This window comes from Streptococcus mitis subsp. hohhotensis (assembly GCF_020089495.2).
GTDB lineage: Bacteria > Bacillota > Bacilli > Lactobacillales > Streptococcaceae > Streptococcus > Streptococcus hohhotensis.
In genome coordinates, this window is record NZ_JAIRCA020000016.1 from 19,899 (window position 1) to 40,525 (window position 20,627).

General features: G+C 40.8%; 16 protein-coding genes. 5 read left to right on the forward strand and 11 right to left on the reverse strand.

The genetic code is table 11. The annotated features are described in order from the left end of the window. Positions 1-124: 124 nt before the first annotated feature. Together trkA and K4Z77_RS07330 are read left to right on the forward strand one after the other, a co-directional pair. Positions 125-1,474, forward strand: a complete 1,350-nt coding sequence (gene trkA, locus K4Z77_RS07325; RefSeq protein ID WP_224218914.1) for a Trk system potassium transporter TrkA — start codon at positions 125-127, stop codon at positions 1,472-1,474. A 3-nt stretch (positions 1,475-1,477) separates the two neighbouring features. Further along, positions 1,478-2,917, forward strand: coding sequence for a TrkH family potassium uptake protein (locus tag K4Z77_RS07330; protein ID WP_224218915.1), 1,440 nt, complete (start codon positions 1,478-1,480; stop codon positions 2,915-2,917). A 296-nt stretch (positions 2,918-3,213) separates the two neighbouring features. Here K4Z77_RS07330 and pflB read toward each other — a convergent pair whose 3' ends face one another. Then, entirely contained in the window at positions 3,214-5,529 is a 2,316-nt protein-coding gene (pflB, locus tag K4Z77_RS07335) for a formate C-acetyltransferase (RefSeq protein ID WP_049532477.1), read from the reverse strand. Between the two features lie 238 nt (positions 5,530-5,767). Between pflB and dinB the strand changes: the two genes are divergently transcribed. After that, positions 5,768-6,829: a DNA polymerase IV gene (gene dinB / locus K4Z77_RS07340; RefSeq protein WP_224218916.1), complete on the forward strand. Its 1,062-nt coding sequence runs from the start codon at positions 5,768-5,770 to the stop codon at positions 6,827-6,829. A gap of 146 nt (positions 6,830-6,975) precedes the next feature. Here the strand turns inward: dinB and K4Z77_RS07345 are convergent, their stop codons facing one another. Both K4Z77_RS07345 and K4Z77_RS07350 read right to left on the reverse strand, forming a co-directional pair. Next, positions 6,976-7,821, reverse strand: coding sequence for an undecaprenyl-diphosphate phosphatase (locus tag K4Z77_RS07345; protein ID WP_224218917.1), 846 nt, complete (start codon positions 7,819-7,821; stop codon positions 6,976-6,978). 61 nt (positions 7,822-7,882) lie between these two features. Further along, entirely contained in the window at positions 7,883-9,772 is a 1,890-nt protein-coding gene (locus tag K4Z77_RS07350; RefSeq protein ID WP_224218918.1) for a DUF2207 family protein, read from the reverse strand. A gap of 138 nt (positions 9,773-9,910) precedes the next feature. On the opposite strand from K4Z77_RS07350, the gene K4Z77_RS07355 reads away from it, so the two are divergent. Both K4Z77_RS07355 and K4Z77_RS07360 read left to right on the forward strand, forming a co-directional pair. Next, on the forward strand, positions 9,911-11,476 hold the full coding sequence (locus K4Z77_RS07355) for an ABC transporter substrate-binding protein/permease (protein ID WP_173276297.1): 1,566 nt from the start codon (positions 9,911-9,913) through the stop codon (positions 11,474-11,476). Then, on the forward strand, positions 11,476-12,216 hold the full coding sequence (locus K4Z77_RS07360; protein WP_224218919.1) for an amino acid ABC transporter ATP-binding protein: 741 nt from the start codon (positions 11,476-11,478) through the stop codon (positions 12,214-12,216). The genes K4Z77_RS07355 and K4Z77_RS07360 overlap by 1 nt, the downstream gene beginning before the upstream one ends. Positions 12,217-12,306: 90 nt before the next feature. Here K4Z77_RS07360 and K4Z77_RS07365 read toward each other — a convergent pair whose 3' ends face one another. The 8 genes from K4Z77_RS07365 to rpmB form a co-directional block, all read right to left on the reverse strand. Next, positions 12,307-12,522, reverse strand: coding sequence for a capsule biosynthesis transcriptional regulator (locus tag K4Z77_RS07365; RefSeq protein WP_001130031.1), 216 nt, complete (start codon positions 12,520-12,522; stop codon positions 12,307-12,309). An 829-nt stretch (positions 12,523-13,351) separates the two neighbouring features. Next, positions 13,352-14,602 (reverse strand): threonine ammonia-lyase IlvA, encoded by a 1,251-nt coding sequence (gene ilvA / locus K4Z77_RS07370; protein ID WP_000952975.1) that lies wholly within the window; start codon positions 14,600-14,602, stop codon positions 13,352-13,354. A 114-nt stretch (positions 14,603-14,716) separates the two neighbouring features. Beyond that, positions 14,717-15,739: a ketol-acid reductoisomerase gene (gene ilvC, locus K4Z77_RS07375; protein WP_224218920.1), complete on the reverse strand. Its 1,023-nt coding sequence runs from the start codon at positions 15,737-15,739 to the stop codon at positions 14,717-14,719. Positions 15,740-15,804: 65 nt separating this feature from the next. Then, positions 15,805-16,281: an acetolactate synthase small subunit gene (ilvN, locus tag K4Z77_RS07380; RefSeq protein WP_001253803.1), complete on the reverse strand. Its 477-nt coding sequence runs from the start codon at positions 16,279-16,281 to the stop codon at positions 15,805-15,807. Continuing rightward, positions 16,274-17,974 carry an acetolactate synthase large subunit gene (locus K4Z77_RS07385; RefSeq protein WP_224218921.1) on the reverse strand — a complete coding sequence of 567 codons (1,701 nt, stop codon included), beginning with the start codon at positions 17,972-17,974 and terminating at the stop codon, positions 16,274-16,276. The genes ilvN and K4Z77_RS07385 overlap by 8 nt, the downstream gene beginning before the upstream one ends. 200 nt (positions 17,975-18,174) lie before the next feature. Next, complete coding sequence (locus K4Z77_RS07390) at positions 18,175-19,842, reverse strand: DAK2 domain-containing protein (protein WP_224218922.1); 1,668 nt, start codon at positions 19,840-19,842, stop codon at positions 18,175-18,177. 2 nt (positions 19,843-19,844) lie between these two features. Then, positions 19,845-20,210, reverse strand: a complete 366-nt coding sequence (locus K4Z77_RS07395) for an Asp23/Gls24 family envelope stress response protein (RefSeq protein WP_033680760.1) — start codon at positions 20,208-20,210, stop codon at positions 19,845-19,847. A gap of 156 nt (positions 20,211-20,366) precedes the next feature. Continuing rightward, positions 20,367-20,555 carry a 50S ribosomal protein L28 gene (gene rpmB / locus K4Z77_RS07400; protein WP_001140948.1) on the reverse strand — a complete coding sequence of 63 codons (189 nt, stop codon included), beginning with the start codon at positions 20,553-20,555 and terminating at the stop codon, positions 20,367-20,369. Positions 20,556-20,627 lie beyond the last annotated feature (72 nt).

A 20,627-nucleotide genomic window follows, 5' to 3' on the forward strand; every position in this document is an offset into this window, starting at 1 on the left:
TTGGTTAGGGTATAGTTTTACCTTATAGCAAATTTCCTACTAAAAACCCTAGTTATTAGCTAGTAGGTGCATTTTTTCTTGAAAAAAGGTATGATAGTTACATAATGAAGAAGTAGGTTTTATTATGAAAATTATCCTTGTCGGAGGGGGAAAAGTTGGTTTTGCCCTCTGTCGCTCCTTGGTTGCAGAAAAGCACGATGTTTTGCTGATTGAGCAAGACGAAGCCGTCCTCAATCATATTGTCAATCGCTTTGATATCATAGGTATCCTTGGTAACGGGGCTGATTTTACCATCCTTGAGCAAGCCAGTGTCCAAGATTGTGATATCTTTATCGCCCTGACTGAGTACGATGAAGTAAACATGATTGCAGCCGTTCTAGCCAAGAAAATGGGGGCTAAAGAGACTATCGTTCGGGTGCGGAATCCTGAATACTCTAACTCTTATTTCAAAGAGAAGAATATTCTCGGTTTTTCTCTTATCGTTAACCCTGAGCTCTTGGCTGCCCGCGCTATCGCTAATATCATTGACTTCCCCAACGCCCTCTCTGTCGAACGCTTTGCTGGTGGACGCGTTAGCCTCATGGAATTTATCGTCAAATCCACCAGTGGTCTTTGCCAAATGCCCATTTCTGATTTTCGGAAAAAATTTGGCAATGTCATTGTCTGTGCGATAGAAAGAGATCATCAAATTATCATCCCAAGTGGTGACATGACCATACAGGATAAAGATAGAATCTTTGTCACTGGTAACCGTGTTGATATGATGCTCTTCCATAATTATTTCAAATCACGTGCCGTGAAGAGCCTCCTCATCGTTGGAGCAGGTAGAATTGCCTATTATCTACTAGGTATTCTCAAAGACAGTCGTATCGATACCAAGGTTATTGAAATCAATCCTGAAATCGCTAGCTTCTTTAGCGAGAAATTCCCAAATCTCTACATCGTTCAAGGAGATGGAACCGCAAAAGATATCCTGCTGGAAGAAAGTGCTCAAAACTATGATGCCGTTGCAACTCTAACAGGAGTCGATGAGGAAAATCTGATTACTTCTATGTTTCTTGACAGGGTAGGTGTACAGAAAAATATTACCAAGGTCAATCGTACCAGTCTCCTCGAGATCATCAATGCACCTGATTTTTCAAGTATCATCACACCTAAAAGCATCGCTGTAGATACGATTATGCACTTTATTCGTGGTCGTGTTAATGCCCAGTATTCAGACCTTCAAGCCATGCACCATCTAGCCAATGGCCAAATCGAAACCCTGCAATTCCATATCAAGGAAGCTAATAAGATGACCGCCAAACCTCTTTCTCAACTGAAATTGAAAAAAGGGGTTCTTATTGCAGCCATTATTCGAAAGGGTAAGACTATTTTCCCAACTGGGGAGGATATGTTAGAAGTTGGAGATAAGCTCCTAGTAACAACTTTGTTGCCAAACATCACCAAGATTTATGACTTGATCGCGAGGTAAGAAATGAATAAAAGTATGATTCGTTATCTCCTTTCAAAGTTACTTCTGATTGAAGCTGTTCTTCTTTTGGTTCCTGTGGCTGTTGCTATCTATTACCATGAATCTAGCCAAATTTTTACAGCCCTCTTTTCAACAATAGGGATTCTCGTATTGCTAGGCGGTTCAGGGAGTTTGGAAAAACCAAAAAATCAACGGATTTATGCCAAGGAGGGAATCTTAATTGTTGCCCTCTGTTGGATCCTCTGGTCTTTCTTTGGTGGTCTCCCCTTTGTTTTTGCTGGGCAAATTCCCAGCGTTATTGATGCCTTTTTTGAGATTAGTTCTGGCTTTACAACTACCGGAGCCACTATTCTGAACGACGTTTCAGTTCTCAGCCGTTCCCTCCTCTTCTGGCGAAGTTTTACCCACTTGATTGGAGGGATGGGAGTGCTTGTTTTTGCACTTGCTATTATGGACAATGCCAAAAATAGCCACCTAGAAGTGATGAAGGCTGAGGTTCCTGGTCCCGTCTTTGGTAAGGTTGTATCCAAACTCAAAAATACTGCCCAGATTCTCTATCTCCTCTATCTGGCTCTCTTCTCCCTCTTTGTCATCATCTATTATCTGGCTGGCATGCCCCTATTTGATAGTTTTGTCATTGCCATGGGTACTGCGGGTACAGGGGGTTTTACCGTCTATAACGATGGAATTGCTCACTATGGCAGCTCACTGATTACCTATCTAGTTAGTATAGGAGTTCTGGTTTTTGGAGTAAATTTCAACTTCTACTACTACCTCATGCTCCGTCGCGTCAAGGCCTTCTTTGGAGATGAAGAACTTCGAGCTTACTTGGTCATTGTTCTGGTTTCTACAGGCTTGATTAGCCTTAATACTCTCTACCTCTACCCGGGATTTTCAAAGAGTTTTGAAATGGCCTTCTTCCAAGTTTCCAATATCATTACGACAACTGGTTTTGGTTACGGAGATATTACCAACTGGCCCCTCTTCTCCCAGTTTATCCTTCTCCTCCTCATGGGAATTGGTGGTTCTGCTGGATCAACCGCAGGTGGACTCAAGGTTATTCGAGGCCTTATCCTTTCAAAAATTGCCAAAAACCAAATTTTGTCAATCCTATCGCCCCACCGTGTTTTGACTCTCCATGTTAATAAAACAGTGATTGACAAAGATACCCAGCATAAGATTCTCAAGTACTTTGTCATCTATTCAATGATTTTGCTAGCGCTTATCTTTATTGTCAGCCTCGATAGCAATGATTTCCTGGTCGTTACCAGCGCTGTCTTTAGCTGTTTCAATAATATCGGACCTATTCTAGGAACGACATCTAGTTTCTCAATCTTTAGCCCTATCTCAAAAATTCTCCTCTCCTTTGCTATGATTGCAGGTCGTTTGGAGATATACCCAATCCTCCTTCTCTTTATGAAGAGAACCTGGTCTAAGAGATAAAATGCAACCACACCTTGTTTCCTTACAAAGTGTGGTATTTTTATTTTTAATTATTTCCTCAACTCAACCAACTCTTTTTAACCAAGTACGACACTTCAGAGAATGACTTAAAATATTTAATACTCAAGGAAAATCAAAGAGAAAACTAGGAAGCTAGCCACAGATTGCTCAAAGCACCACTTTGAGGTTGCAGATAAAGCTGACGTGGTTTGAAGAAATTTTCGAAGAGTATCAGAACCCAAAAACAACCCTCAGTCGTTTGACCGAGGGTTCCTTTTCATTATTTAAGAACTTGATTAGCTCAATGCGTCATCCATTGAAAGAACTTCGTGGAAGACACGTTGTGTCAATTCAGTTTTTTGTTCTGGAGTGAGGTATTTAGTGTTTACACAGTATCCAGAGATACGTACGATAACGTCTTCACCTGACATGATCTTTTCGTAAACATCGTTCAAGTCCATAACGTTCAAGTTAACGTGTTGTCCACCGTTTTCGAAGTAACCATCAAGGATTGTTACCAAGTTATCAACTTGTTCGTCACGAGTCTTACCAAGAGCGCGAGGTGATACTTGCGTAGTCAATGAGATACCATCAGCTGCATAACTAAAGTCAAGGCTAGAAAGTGAGTTCAAGTTTTGCAACCATCCACCTTTAGCTTTATTAGATGGGTTAGCACCTGGTGAGAAGAATTCAAGTTTAGACAAGTTCACAGAACCATCTTCGTTGAGGTATACACCTTTGTGGACTGGTGAGTTACCAGTTTGTTTAGAGTAAGCAACGTTAGATGTGATTGTCAATAGTGATACAGTAGCTTCTGCGTCTTTGTAAAGTTTGTGGCTACGTAGACGAGTTGTGTAAGCTTCGATCAACCATTCTGCCAATTCGTTTGAACGAGGATCATCTTCACCCCAACGTGGGTATTCTCCGATTGTTTCGTAATCGTAGATGTAGCCATTTTCATCACGGATTGGTTTAACTGTAGCGTATTTGATAGCTGACAATGTATCAACAGTGTTGGCAAATCCACAGATACCGAATCCCATGTTGGCACGTTGTTTAGTTGGCAAGAAGGCCATTTGAACAGCTTCGTAGTTGTACTTATCAGTCATGTAGTGGATGATGTTCAAAGCATCTACATAAGTGTCAGTCAACCAGTCAAGAGATTTTTCAAAGTTAGCTTTAACTGATTCAAATTCAAGAACTTCGTCACGGATTGGTTCGATATCAAATACTTTGTAGTCTTTGTGTACATCGTCGTAACCACCGTTCAAACCAGTAAGAAGGGCTTTCAATACGTTTACACGCGCACCGAAGTACTGGATGTTGTGGCGTTGTTCTTCATTTTCTGGGTCAAGTGGAGACACACAGCATGAGATACAGCTCATTTCACCATATCCGTCTTTAGCCATTGTTGTAACACCTTCATATTGGATTGAAGAGTGTTTGTGGCTCATGTGCATACAGTAGCGACGGAAGTTGTATGGCAATTTGTCAGTCCAAAGAACTGTCAAGTTTGGTTCTGGAGAGTTACCGATGTTGTCAAGTGTGTTCAAGAAACGGTAGTCCATCTTAGTAACACGGTGACGACCGTCGTTACCCATACCAGCCATAGAAGTTGTGATGAAAGTTGGGTCACCTGAGTACAATTGGTCGTAAGCTTTTGTACGAGCAAATTTAACTGTACGAAGTTTCATAACGAAATCATCAACGAATTCTTGGATTTCTGATTCAGTAAATGTACCACGAGCAAGGTCACGTTCTGCAAAGATGTCCAATACGATTGGCACACGACCTAGAGATGTAGCAGCACCGTTGATAACACGGCAGACAGACATGAAGGCGATGTTAACCCATTGGATAGCTTCTTTAACGTTCATAGCTGGTTTGCGAACATCAACTCCGTAAAGGTCACCCAAGCGAACAACTTGTTGCAATGCTTGGTATTGAAGGTTGATTTCTTCACGAAGACGGATTGTTTCTTCATCAATTTCTTCGATTGCATTCCAATCGTTTACTTTTTCTTGCATCAAGTAGTCTGCACCGTAAAGTGCAAGACGTGCGTAAACACCGATGATACGTCCGCGTGAGTATGCATCTGGAAGACCAGTTACAGTGTGTGCGTGACGAGCGCGACGAATGTTTGAAGTGTAAGCGCGGAAGATACCGTCGTTAACTGTTGTTACGTATTTAGTGAAGATTTCGTGAACAGCTGGATCTGGTTCGTATCCATTTTCTTTCAAAGTAGTTTCAGCCATACGGATACCACCTTTTGGCATGAAGTTCAATTTGAAGAGTTCGTCATTTTGGATACCAAAGATAACTTCGTTTTCTTTATCGATAAATCCTGCTGGAATGTCAGCGATAGAAGTTGGACGAGTGTCCATTGGGAAACGAGTTTCTTCGTAGTGAGCCTTAGTTTCTTCTACAATTTTTTTGATGTGAAGTGAACGTTCTGTTGGTCCTGCAAGGAAGCTTTCGTCTCCGTCATAAGGTGTGTAGTTAGCTTGTACGAAGCGTGATACACTTGCTTTTTCTTTCCAATCTACGCCTTTGAAGCCTTCCCAAGCTTTGTCAAAAATATCTTGTGCTTCAACAACTGTCTTAACAACCATGTTAATGTCCTCTTTTTTCTTTCTAGTAACATCCATCTGTTACATTCATGAGACAAGTATACCACACAGTAACCGATTTCAACAAGTGATAAATCCCTATTTTTACACTTTCTTTTCTAAAACAGTCTATATTTTATCCCAAACTGTATTATATTTTTGAAAAAAATAAGGCCTTTTTTCTTTTTTTCAGAAAAAAGGGTATAATAAAAGAAAATAAGCGGTAAAAAGGGGAGTAGACATGTTGATTTTTCCTTTATTAAATGATTTGTCAAGAAAAATCATCCATATTGACATGGATGCCTTTTTTGCTGCGGTCGAAATCAGAGATAATCCTAAACTCAGAGGAAAACCTGTCATTATCGGCAGCGACCCTCGGCAAACAGGTGGGCGTGGTGTCGTTTCCACTTGTAGCTATGAGGCGCGAGCTTTTGGTGTCCATTCTGCCATGAGCTCTAAAGAAGCCTATGAGCGTTGTCCCCAGGCCGTCTTTATCTCAGGGAATTATGAAAAATACAAAGCTGTGGGACTCCAGATTCGAGCTATCTTTAAGCGTTATACAGATTTGATTGAACCCATGAGCATTGACGAAGCCTATTTGGATGTAACAGAAAATAAACTCGGTATCAAGTCAGCGGTCAAAATCGCTCGCCTCATTCAAGAGGATATCTGGCAAGAACTCCATCTAACTGCTTCTGCTGGCGTTTCTTATAACAAATTCTTAGCTAAAATGGCCAGCGATTATCAAAAGCCACATGGTCTAACAGTGATTCTACCTGACCAGGCTGAGGATTTCCTCAAACAAATGGATATTTCCAAGTTTCATGGAGTAGGAAAAAAGACGGTGGAAAGACTTCATCAAATGGGAGTTTTTACTGGCGCTGATCTACTTGAAGTTCCTGAAGTGACCCTAATAGACCGCTTTGGCAGACTGGGCTATGACCTTTATCGAAAAGCTCGTGGTATTCACAATTCCCCAGTCAAATCCAATCGCATCCGTAAATCAATCGGGAAGGAGAAAACCTACGGGAAGATTCTCCGTGCCGAGGAAGACATCAAAAAAGAGCTGGCTCTCCTATCAGAAAAAGTCGCTCTCAATCTCAGTCAACAAGAAAAAGCTGGAAAAATTGTCATTCTGAAAATCCGCTACGAGGACTTTTCAACTCTGACTAAACGAAAAAGTCTGGATCAAAAAACGCAGGATGCTAGTCAGATAAGCCAAATAGCCCTGCAACTCTATGAAGAGTTAGACGAGAAAGAAAGAGATGTCCGCCTGTTGGGGATTACCGTGACTGGATTTTAACGCTCAATGAAAATCAAAGAGCAAACTAGAAAGCTAGCCGCAGGCTGCTCAAAACACTGTTTTGAGGTTGCAGATATAGCTGATGCAGTTTGAAGAGATTTTCGAAGAGTATAAAACCTTGAAGAGTTACCCCTTCAAGGTTTTTCTTATACAAATAAACGGACAAAGCTATACAATAGCAAGACACTACCAAGCACGATACGGTATTTACCAAAAAGGGTGAAGTCGTGTTTTTTCACATAGCTTGTCAAGAAACGAATAGCGACCATGCTGACTGCAAAGGCGACTCCCATCGCAACCAAGAGCAAGAACAATTGCCCAAAACTCAAGAGCTGTCCTGCTTTCACAAATTTGAAAATCTTTAAGGCACTGGCTCCAAACATAACAGGAATCCCAAGATAGAAGGTAAATTCTGTCACAACTGAACGACTGGTTCCATTTAACAAACCACCGACAATCGTTGCCCCAGAACGGCTAGTTCCTGGTAAAAGGGCAAGAACTTGGAAGAGTCCGATATAGAATGCTGTCGTATAAGGAAGTTTGTCCAACTCTGTTACACTTGGCTCTATAGCACGCGCTTTATTGCGCTTTTCCAAGTAGATAAAGGCAATCCCATAGATAATCAACATGAGAGCAACAGAAACCATATTATGGAAGTGGGTATCAAACCAATCATCAAATTTAAAGACGGCAAGTAAAGGCAAGGTCGCAATCAAAACCTTCAACCATAGTCTCCAAGTCTTACGAACTTCCTGTTTGTCCTTAGTCGGTTTAAAAGGATTGAGCTTGTTAAAGTAAATTACCATAACCGCTAAAATAGCACCAAGCTGAATCACGACATTAAACATGGACATAAAGGCTTCATTTTGATTTTGGTATTGGATAAATTCCTCTGCTAAAATCAAGTGACCTGTACTGGAAATGGGCAACCATTCCGTAATTCCTTCAACAATCCCGAAGAAGATAGATTTTAAAATTTCAATAAGATACATAGATTACTCCTTTTTTCTATCTTCCATTATAGCATATTTTTTCAGCCAGTGATAGCTCTCTTTAAAAGGCGCCGATACTGCCGCCACCTCCGCCTCCAGAGAAGCCACCGCCAGAACTTCCGCTTCCAGAAGATACGGAATAATTACTTGCTGTATTTGCGATGCTAGCATAATGGCTCATTTGCGCGCTTGAATGATAAAACATACTATGCCAGCCATAAGCTACATAGAGGTTGATATCTGGATTTTCCACTTGAATATGATGAACCTTCATCAAATGACTGACCTTGTCCGCATAGCCAAATAAGGTCGCATAGACCAAAAGGCGATTCCATACTACAATACTTTCCAACTCTGCCTGATCCAATCGCGCAATATCCCGTAACATATTTTCAAAGCTGGTCCAGAGATAGTAAGCTTCTGCTCCTGCTTCATTCAGAACACCATCACGATTATCTAGTCGAAGCTTCCAATAATAGAAAACAGCCAAAACCAAACCTAGAAAACCAAGTATTGGCAAGGGGAGGTAAAGATAGCCATGAACGTCTAAACTGTACAAGAACAAACCAAATCCGATAAATAAGGGCAAGATAGTGGAGAGTCCCATCCCCACCTGCAAGGCCTTTTCCCCGCCAGTCAAGGGACGATAATAATCCGGAAGCCCCCAGAAGGTAACTCGATTTCTCACTCCTTCTTGCATCTCTTTCAATACTTCTTCAAAAGACGATTTGAGCTGACGCCCCTTTGCTTGAATCCGTTTTTCATCAGAGACTTTTGCTCTACGATAAAGACTATCAGATACCTTGTAATCTGCAAACAAATTGGAAAGAGTTTCTTCTTTTTTGCCTGAAAAAGCCAGATTTAGACAGTCTATCTCAAAACTTGACAAGCCATCTTCTTTCACCAGCCTCAAACCAACTGCAGCTCCTTCTGAAATGATAGAAACATTCCCACGGTCTATCACATCTAGCAAGGTAGCTTGAATCAGTTGATCAAAGGTGAATTTTCCAGCCCCCTTGACCAAGGGACTCACTTCCTCCAAGGAGGTCGAGTAAACAGCCTCCGATAAAACCATTGGTTCTAATTCCATTGGTGGCTCATAGAGACGATGATTTTTGGCATATTTGACTGAAGGAGTGGTCTTTCTTCTATAAATAAAATAGAAGCAGACGCTCAATAACAAGGAAATGGAAAGTATCAAAGGAAACACCCAAGTGACGAGCTGCATACTCTGATCTTTTTCTCTAACAATCGAGCCTTCTATCTTATTAAACTCTTCTAAACGATTCCCTTTCAAGCCCTGATCCGTAGCGCTAGCAAAATCAGTTCGAGGCCAGTAGGCATGCAATTCAACTCCACGCTTAGGCGGAAGATTGTCTAAACTAATCGTATAATCAAGGTTACTCTTTTCAATCGTTCCTTCTTTAAAAAGTTTTCCTGTGTGGAAAAAGAGTTTTTCAGCACCCTTATCTCCCCTTACATGAAATTCAAACTTGCCAATAGCCCCTGAACTATCTGTCAGAGGTTGCCAATTTAATTCAGCGATATCATCATAAAGAAAAAGCAAGTTCTTTAAGTTCCAGACAAGGTCAACTTCAACTGTGTCACCCTCCTGACCTGGATTATAAACTTTGACAGTATAACCATCTGCTCCTTCTATTACTTCGCTAGTAACGTCTGCTAGTTCAGCACCATTTTTCGAGGCCTGAACCTTTGGATGAGGGTCTATGTCAAATCCGCTAGGCATCTTGCCAGCACGTCCAAGTCCCACGATTTGGCCCTTAAAGTCCTCCTCAAACTGATAAACTATCTTCTGTCTAAATTCTGCCGTATTGTCTGCATGAATATACAAATCACCTTGATAAGAGTTTATCTTAAAATCAATGGCAAAAACAGAGAGTGGCAAAAGGCAAAACAAGCCTAACACCAGTAAGAAAAAAGTTTTTTTCATCAAACAAGCCCCCTTTTTATCTTTGCTATCATTATATCATTTTTTCTCAAGTAAGGGCTTACCCATATTGAAAAATAGAGTTTTTTTCGATAAAATAGGAGACAGTTATTTTTTAATAGATTAGAAATAGGAGAAATCATGAGAAAAATATACTTATCTATTTTCACAAGTCTCTTGCTGATGCTGGGACTTGTCAATGTTGCTCAAGCTGATGAATATTTACGCATCGGGATGGAAGCAGCATATGCTCCCTTTAACTGGACCCAGGATGATGATAGCAACGGAGCTGTCAAAATCGATGGAACCAACCAGTATGCCAATGGATACGATGTCCAGATTGCTAAAAAAATCGCTAAGGACTTAGGTAAAGAACCTTTGGTTGTTAAGACCAAGTGGGAAGGTCTAGTCCCTGCCCTTACTTCTGGTAAGATTGACATGATTATCGCAGGTATGAGTCCAACTGCAGAACGCAAACAAGAAATTGCCTTTTCAAGTAGTTACTACACTAGCGAACCTGTCCTACTAGTCAAAAAAGATTCTGCCTACGCAAATGCAAAATCTTTGGATGACTTTAACGGTGCGAAAATCACTTCTCAACAAGGGGTCTACCTCTACGACTTGATTGCACAAATCCCAGGTGCTAAAAAAGAAACTGCCATGGGAGACTTCGCTCAAATGCGCCAAGCTCTTGAGGCTGGTGTCATCGATGCTTATGTTTCTGAACGCCCAGAAGCACTGACTGCTGAAGCTGCCAACTCTAAGTTCAAGATGGTTCAAGTAGAACCAGGTTTCAAAACTGGAGAAGAAGATACAGCTATTGCCATTGGACTTCGTAAAGATGACAATCGTATTAGCCAAATCAATGCCAGCATTGAAACCATTTCGAAAGATGACCAAGTTGCCTTGATGGATCGTATGATCAAGGAACAGCCTGCCGAAGCTACAACAACTGAAGAGACTAGCAGTAGTTTCTTTAGCCAAGTCGCTAAAATTCTTTCTGAAAACTGGCAACAACTCTTGCGTGGTGCTGGTATCACTCTTTTAATCTCTATCGTCGGAACCATCATAGGTCTCATTATCGGCCTTGCCATTGGTGTCTTCCGTACTGCTCCTCTATCTGAGAATAAAGCCATTTATGGCCTACAAAAACTAGTCGGCTGGATTCTCAATGTCTATATCGAAATTTTCCGTGGTACGCCAATGATCGTTCAATCGATGGTTATCTACTATGGAACTGCCCAAGCTTTCGGTATCAACCTTGATCGTACACTGGCTGCTATCTTCATCGTTTCAATCAACACCGGAGCCTACATGACTGAAATCGTTCGTGGTGGTATCCTAGCAGTTGACAAAGGACAATTTGAAGCCGCGACTGCTCTTGGCATGACTCATAATCAAACCATGCGTAAGATTGTCCTCCCTCAGGTAGTTCGTAACATCCTACCAGCAACGGGTAATGAATTTGTCATCAATATCAAAGATACATCTGTATTGAACGTTATCTCTGTTGTCGAACTTTATTTCTCAGGAAATACCGTGGCGACGCAAACCTATCAATACTTCCAGACATTTACAATCATCGCCGTGATTTACTTTGTCCTCACCTTCACCGTAACACGTATCCTACGCTTCATTGAACGCCGAATGGACATGGATACCTATACTACAGGTGCTAACCAAATGCAAACGGAGGATTTGAAATAATGACACAAGCAATCCTTGAAATTAAACACCTCAAAAAATCCTATGGACAAAACGAAGTGCTAAAAGACATTTCTCTGACTGTCCACAAGGGAGAAGTCATCTCTATCATCGGAAGCTCTGGAAGCGGAAAATCAACTTTCCTACGCTCCATTAACCTTCTTGAAACGCCAACTGATGGACAAATCCTTTATCATGGACAAAACGTCCTCGAAAAAGGCTATGACCTCACGCAATACCGTGAAAAGTTGGGGATGGTGTTCCAATCCTTTAACCTCTTTGAAAATCTCAACGTGCTTGAAAATACAATCGTCGCTCAAACAACTGTCCTAAAACGTGAACGTACAGAAGCTGAAAAGATTGCCAAAGAAAACTTGGAAAAGGTCGGCATGGGTGAACGCTACTGGCAAGCCAAACCAAAACAACTCTCAGGTGGTCAAAAACAACGTGTGGCCATCGCTCGCGCCCTCTCCATGAATCCTGACGCTATTCTCTTTGACGAACCAACATCAGCTCTCGATCCAGAAATGGTTGGAGAGGTCCTCAAAATCATGCAAGAACTAGCCCAAGAAGGCTTGACTATGATTGTAGTTACCCATGAAATGGAATTCGCTCGTGATGTCTCACACCGTGTTATCTTTATGGATAAGGGGGTTATTGCTGAAGAAGGTAAACCAGAAGACCTCTTCACCAATCCTAAAGAGAACCGAACAAAAGAATTTCTTCAACGTTATCTTAAATAAAAAGAAAAGGCTGCATCAATTGTGCAGTCTTTTTGCTGTCCTAAAAATGAAAAGGCAGACCCAATTTAAGAATCCGCCATTATCCAAAGATTAATCTTCAAATTTTTCATGATTTTTTTCATAGAAATCAATTAAACCTAGAGCTGTTTCAAATGAAATATTTTTTACTTTTGCACGACCCTGCGCTAGAGCAATGATAGACATTTCACGTGCATTCGTTTCTTTAGAGATACGGTAGCCTGTGATCTTCTTATCACGAACCCAGCCAACAACTGCTTCTACTTTTTCAAAGTTTGACTTAGCCATGTTCTTCTCCTATTTTCTTCTTTACGTTATATTATTCTATACGTTTTTATGTCTTTTGTCAATAAAAAAACATATATTCAATAAAATAAATGACCCAGAATCTTCTTACTTCCTTTTTAAAGCCGATAATATATAGGTTTTTGCTTACTATAACCCATTAGTATGCTCCTAAAAAACAATTGCATTATTAAACTTTAAACTTGTAAAAATATTCATGTATACTGAATGCCAGTTTCTCAATAGGATAGACAGGATTTACTATTTCATTCTATATATTCCTTTTAAATCAACAAGTCCACTAAAGATAGTCTTTCACTCCACACTATCTCTAAACCATTCCGTTTTTCTTTCTCCTTCTTTGGTTCCTTTCCTGTCCTTATCTATATCTTATTCGTTTTACAACCGGTACTACTTACTTTGTCCAATCTTTCACCTTCTGATTACATACCCGCTTCCCAGCTAGTCATTTGAAAACAGCAGCACTTGCCATTTCATGTCTAGCACTATTGTTTATCTCACGAGTTTTTTCAGCCGACTCACCTAACAACCATCTCATAAACATTGATTATTTTTTCTGATTCCTATTATATTTAGAGAAATTTCAAATTAGAGATCTATACAATTGGGGATTTCAAAAAATTTCCTTATATAGTAAGTAATTCTGGCGCCTTAATATAAACAGAATCAAAAATAATAGGTGCTATAGTGAGTTGTAGTAGAAATAGCACGATAGATTTCCTAAGTCCATAGGAATCGCCCCCTTTCTTCACCCTCATTATAACACCTATACATCAGTTGTGCAAATAATATGATATTTTTTTATTAGTCCTCAGACAAGCATATTATAGAGCGTTTCATTCCCATTTAAGTTAATATAAGCTGGATCAAAACCTTCCATGCGACGAATCAATCCTGCATAATCATGCTTATCTGCCAAAGCGATCCCAATTAATACTGGTCCTGTTCCCTTGCTAGCTCGTTTGATATACTCAAAACGTGTGATATCATCATTTGGCCCCAGGATATCATTTACAAACTCACGCAGAGCACCTGGACGCTGTGGAAAATTGACCACAAAGTAATGCTTGATCCCATCATAAATCAAGGCACGTTCTTCCATTTCTGGCATACGGTTGATATCATTATTTCCTCCAGAAATGATACAACAAATGGTTTTCCCCTTGATATATTCAGCTAAAACTTCTAAAGAAGCAATACTAGCCGCTCCAGCAGGTTCTGCAACAATCCCTTGCTTAGAGTAAAGGTCAATCAAGGTTTCAGAAATCAATCCCTCATCGACACCTACTAAGGTTTGAACATGTTGACGAGTTGCTTCATAGGTCAATTGACCTACCTTTTGTACAGCAATCCCATCCGCAAATTTGTCAATTTCTTTGAGTTTGACTGGCCCACCAGCTTCAAAGGCCGCCTTCATGGAACGCGCTCCATTAGCCTCTACTCCAATGACTTCAATTTCTGGACTTGTTTCCTTGATATAGGTAGAAACCCCAGCAATGAGACCGCCACCACCAACAGGAACCAAGACAGCATCAAAATCAATCGATTCTTTTCGAGCTTCTTCTAAAATCTCATAAGCAACTGTCCCTTGACCAGCTTGAACATGGGCATCATCAAAAGGATCAATAAAGGTACGATTTTCAGAGACTGTAAATTCTTGAGCTGCTTTGGCTGAGGCATCAAAGGTATCTCCAACTAGTTTAATGGTCACGAAATCCCCACCAAAAAAGCGAACTTGACCAATCTTTTGTTGCGGAGTAGTAATGGGCATAAAAATAGTAGCAGGAATTTTCATTTCATTACAAGTATAGGCTACTCCCTGCGCATGATTTCCCGCAGAAGCGCAGACTACCCCACGTTCACGCTCTTCCTTGCTGAGCTGAGAAATAGCATAATAGGCACCACGAATTTTAAAAGAACGAACACGCTGGGCATTTTCCTTTTTCAAATAAATCTTAGCACCATACTTCTCCGATAAATAATGGTCATAATCAAGCGGTGTATTGACGACCACACCATTCAAGACCTTATGAGCCTTGATGATATCTTTTGAACTTAACATCTTTTTCTCCTAGACTATTTCATACTATCGCAATCCATCCTCTTAAAAAGAGATATGAATTGATTATAAAAGCGAGTTAGTCCCCCAACTCGCCTTCACCTTAATTTCTATCAATTAGTTATAGATTTTGAATGCATCATCGTCGTTTTTACCAACGAATGGCATTGCTTTACGCAATTCTGCACCAACTTTTTCAATTTCAAGGTTAGCTGCTTGTTCACGGTAAGCAGTCAATTTTGGACGTCCAGCTTTATAGTCATTTACAAAGTCATTTGCAAATTTACCATTTTGGATGTCTGCCAAGACAGCTTTCATATTTTCTTTAACTTGTTCAGTGATTACACGTGGACCTGATACATAGTCACCGTATTCAGCAGTGTTTGAAATAGATTGACGCATTTTCTTGAATCCACCTTCGTAGATCAAATCAACGATCAATTTCATTTCGTGAAGAACTTCAAAGTAAGCCAATTCTGGAGCGTAACCTGCTTCTGTCAAGACTTCGAAACCTGCTTCGATAAGGGCAGTCAAACCACCACAAAGTACAGCTTGTTCACCAAACAAATCTTCTTCAGTTTCTTCTTTATATGTTGTTTCAAGAAGACCTACACGAGCTGCTCCAACACCTTTACACCAGTCCATAGCAATATTTTTAGCATTTCCTGTTGCATCTTGGTATACTGCGTAAAGAGCTGGAACACCAAATCCTTCTTCGTAAGTACGACGTACCAAGTGTCCTGGTCCTTTAGGAGCACACATGAAGACATCTACATCTGCAGGAACTTTGATAAATTCAAAGTGAATGTTGAAACCATGGGCAAATCCAACTGCATTTCCAGCTTCCAAGTTTGGAGCGATTTCTACTTCGTACAATTCTTGTTGGATTTCGTCTGGTGCCAAAATCATGATAACGTCAGCCAATTTAGTAGCTTCTGCTACTGTGTAAGTGTCAAATCCATCTTCTTTTGCTTTGTCAAAAGATTTACCTGGACGTACACCGATGATGACATCACGACCTGAGTCACGCAAGTTTTGAGCATGCGCATGTCCTTGTGAACCATAACCGATAACGGCGATTTTTTTACCGTCAAGTGCTGCTACTTTAACATCTTTTTCGTATTCCATTTGAACTGCCATAGTTTTTCTCTCTTTTCTATTATTTATTGCCTTTTAGGCTGGTTTAACAAATTTAAGTTGGATTTTTAATCGCGGGTAAATCCAGTTGCACCCGTACGAGCGATATTGCGAATACCGTATGGTCGAATGACTCGCAATAGAGCTTCACTCTTTTCAGCATTTCCTGTCATCTGAATGGTAATCGAGCTTGGTGCTACGTCTACCACCGTTGCACGGAAAGGTTGAATAATCGCTAGAATCTCAGCTCGTTTCTCAGCTGGTGCTGACATCTTAACCAGAATCACTTCGCGCTCCAAATGAGGCTTGTCTGTAATATCTCGAATGCGAATCACATCAATCTGACGATTGAGCTGTTTGATAATTTGCTCCACCTCATCATGTGAAGCAACATCAATAATAATGGTGATACGCGATACATTCGGATCTTCTGTTGCTCCAACAGAGATGCTTTCAATATTAACCTGACGACGAGACAGAACGCCAGTAAAGCGATTGAGGACTCCTGAACGATTTTGTAGTTTTGCTGTTAACATTCTACGCATGGAACTTCACCCCCAACATCTCATGATTACTCTTACCAGCTGGTACCATTGGTAGCACCTGTTCCTTACGAGAAATATCTACCTCGATTAGCATAGGAACATCCTCAGTGATGACTTCAAGGTCTTGAGCCAAGGTCTCAGGATTGTCAAACTTATAGTTTTTAATACCATAAGCTTGTGCCATCAGTTGGAAATCAGGAAGGGTATCAAAGACCGACTCAGATGTTCTACCTTCATAGAAGGATTCCTGCCATTGGCGAACCATTCCAAGTGAGTGGTTGTTCAGCATAACCACCTTGATTGGCACCTTGTAAATGTTCAAAATAGCCAATTCCTGGTTAGTCATTTGGAACCCGCCATCCCCAACAAACAAGACTACTTCCTTATCTGGGTTAGCAATTTTAGCACCGATTGCTGCTGGAATTCCGAATCCCATGGTTCCCAAACCACCTGAAGTCACTAACTGACGTTCGTTTTGGTAGGGATAATACTGAGCTGTCCACATTTGGTGTTGACCAACGTCTGTGACCACAATGGCATCCCCATTCGTCAATTCACCAATGCGTTCAATAACTGCTTGCGGTTGAACCACACGCTCTTTCTTATCATAAGAACGAACGCGGTTCTTGTCTTTAGTGACTTTTTCAATCCATTTTTCAGTATTGTTATGAACTGTTGGTTCGGCCAGCAACATTTGCAAGGCCTTCTTAGCATCTCCAACTACAGGAATATCTGCACTGATAATCTTGCCAATCTCGGCTGGGTCAATGTCAATATGGGCAACCTTAGCATTCTTAGCGAAGGTCTTAGGATTTCCTGTCAAGCGGTCATCGAAACGACAACCAATACTAATCATAAAGTCCGCTTCCGTCATGGCAATATTAGCTGCGAATGACCCGTGCATGCCTCCCATTCCAAGGAAGAGTGGATGACTCGTTGCAATCGTTCCTTGTCCCAAAAGACTGGTTACCACTGGAATTTGATAGCGTTCTGCAAATTCATTTAATTCTGTAGCTGCTTCAGCATAACTAATCCCACCACCAGCTAGCAAGACTGGTTTTTTAGCCTTGGATAATTGCTTCAAGATTTTCTTGATTTGCATATCATTTGGCTCAAGAGTCGGTTGATAGCTTGGTAGGTTCACTTCTGGTAAATAGATGAAGTCCGTTTCTAAAGCAGATACGTCTTTAGGTAGGTCAATGACAACTGGGCCTGGTCGACCTGTAGTTGCGATATGGACAGCTTCCGTAATGATTCGAGGGATATCAGCTGTCTCACGAACTTGGTAATTGTACTTAGTGATTGGCATGGTAATTCCCACGATGTCTGCCTCCTGAAAGGCATCCTTCCCAATACCTGCTCGCGCCACCTGACCTGTAAAGACCAAAAGGGGAACGCTATCGCTCATGGCATCTGCAATCCCTGTAATGGCATTGGTTGCTCCCGGTCCGCTAGTGACGACGGCAACACCCAACTTTCCAGTTGATTTGGCATAACCTTCAGCTTCATGCAGACAACCTTGCTCATGGCGCCCTAGAATGTGGCGAATGCCTTTAAAATTATATATCGCATCATAAAAAGGCAAGACCGCACCACCAGGATAACCAAAGATGGTATCAATTCCTAAATCACGAAGTGTTTCCAAAACTAGGTCCGACCCCGTCTTAGGAGATTCTAAACTGATTTTCTCCATTGTTCCCCTTTCTTTCCTCTTAAAAATAACTTGTTACTATCATACCACTTTTTCAAAATTTTTCAAGACAAAAGAAGAAATTTTCTGAATTTTCTATTTTAACGTTTATTTATGAATGTTATTTTGGTTTTTATTTAAAAGATACCGATTTCATTATTTAAAAAGAAAAAAAGAACTGATTTCTCAGTCCTTCATTAATCTTATTCCACACTAAATAGGTATGGGTAAACTGGTTGTTGACCTTGGTGAATCTCAACTTCAACGTCTTCGAATTCTTCTGCGATTTCTTGAGCAATTTCATTGGCAAGTTCTTCGCTCCCGTCTTCACCGACATAGAAGGTTACGATTTCACTATCTTCATCCAACATATGTTTCAAGGTTTCAGTCAAGGTTTGGTGCATATCAGGGTTTGACACGAGGATTTTCCCATCTACCATACCAAGATTGTCATTTTCATGGATTTCTAAGCCATCAATGGTTGTATCACGAACGGCTGTTGTGACGCTTCCGCTAACGACATCACTAAGAGCAGCAGTCATACGCTCTTGGTTTTCTTCGATTGACTTGCTTGGATCAAAGGCAAGAAGACTTGTCAAACCTTGAGGAAGAGTACGAGCTTCCACCACTACTGCTGATTGCTCCAAAACTTCTGCTGCAGATTGAGCTGCCATGAAGATGTTCTTGTTGTTTGGTAGGAAGATGATGTTACGAGCGTTAACCTGTTCAACAGCCTTGATAAAGTCTTCTGTTGAAGGGTTCATAGTTTGACCGCCTTCGATAACATAATCTACACCTTGAGAACGGAAGATATCTGCTAGACCTTTACCAGCCACCACAGCAATCAGAGCATACTCTTTTTCTTCAGCAGGCTTGCTAACTTGAGCAGCTTCTTTCTCAACCTGTGCCTCGTGTTGGTTACGCATATTGTCAACTTTTACCTTGACCAAGCTACCATATTTGAGACCTTCTTGCATAACAAGACCTGGATCTTCTGTATGGACATGGACTTTGACGATTTCATCATCATTAACAACGAGGAGAGAATCTCCAAGCTCATTCAAGTAGTTACGAAATTCTTCGTAATCAAAATCTTTGGCATAGGTTGGGCCTTGCTTAAGAGCTACCATGATTTCAGTACAGTAACCAAAGGTAATGTCCTCAGTCGCTACATGACCAGCTACAGACTTGTGGTGCTCTGCATTGATCATTTCACTCATGTTGGCAGGAGTCGCTACAAAGTCCTCAGATGCAATATATTCGCCAGTAAGGGCAGAAAGGAAACCTTCGTAGATAAAGACCAATCCTTGACCACCTGAGTCCACAACGCCAACTTCTTTCAATACTGGAAGCATGTCTGGTGTTTTAGCTAGAGCTGTTTTAGCACCTTCCAAGGCTGCACGCATGACTTCAACAGCGTCATCTGTTTGCTCAGCTTTTTTCTTAGCACCGATAGCAGCCCCACGAGAAACTGTCAAAATCGTTCCTTCAACTGGTTTCATAACGGCCTTATAAGCAACTTCCACACCTGATTGGAAGGCAAGGGCCAAGTCTTGACCTGTTAACTCGTCTTTATCCTTGATAGCTTGTGAAAATCCACGGAAAAGCTGAGACGTAATAACTCCTGAGTTCCCACGCGCACCCATCAAAAGACCTTTGGCAAGAATGCTCGCTACCTCTCCAACAGTAGAAGCTGGCTTGTCTGCAACTTCTTTAGCTCCATTTTCAATGGTCATTCCCATGTTTGTTCCAGTATCTCCATCTGGAACTGGAAAGACGTTTAATGAATTGACATATTCAGCTTGCTTATTCAAGCGAGTTGATGCAGCCTGCACCATTTCTTGAAATAAGCTAGTAGTAATTTTTGACACGGTTATTCTCCTACAACTTTGATATTTTGAATGTAGACATTTACAGTCTGAGCAGTAATTCCAAGTTGGTTTTCCAAACTAAAACGAACACGCTCTTGAATGTTTTTTGACACTTCGCTAATCTTTGTTCCGTAGCTCAACACGGTATATACATCAACTGCAATACTGCCATCTTCGGCTGCCTTTACAACAACACCTTTGGAATAATTTTCCTTACCTAGAAGGGCTTGGAAATTATCTTTGAGGGCATTTTTACTAGCCATACCGACCACACCAAAAATCTCAGTTGTTGCACCACCTACGATAGTTGCAATCACTTCATCTGTTAGTTCGATTTGACCATCTTTTGTATTAATTTTTACAGTCATCCTTTTTACCTCAACTAGTTGATACTCTATTTTATCATATTTCAGCCCAAGTGTAAAAGCAGAATACTGTCTCAGCGGATATTTACTCTATTATTCAAATGATGTTATACCCGTAATAAAAGAAAAAAGACCCTAAGGTCTCCTTTACTTTTATTATTAAACGCGTTCAACTTTACCTGATTTCAAAGCACGAGCTGAAGCCCAAACTTTTTTAGGTTTACCATCGATAAGAACAGTAACTTTTTGAAGGTTTGGTTTTACGGCACGTTTTGTTTGGTTCATCGCGTGTGAACGGTTGTTTCCTGATACAGTCTTACGACCTGTAAAGTAACATACTTTAGCCATTGTGTTTTCCTCCTATTAGATCTAATATAGCGGATGTGCTAGCACCACATACCGTACTATGTTATCACACTT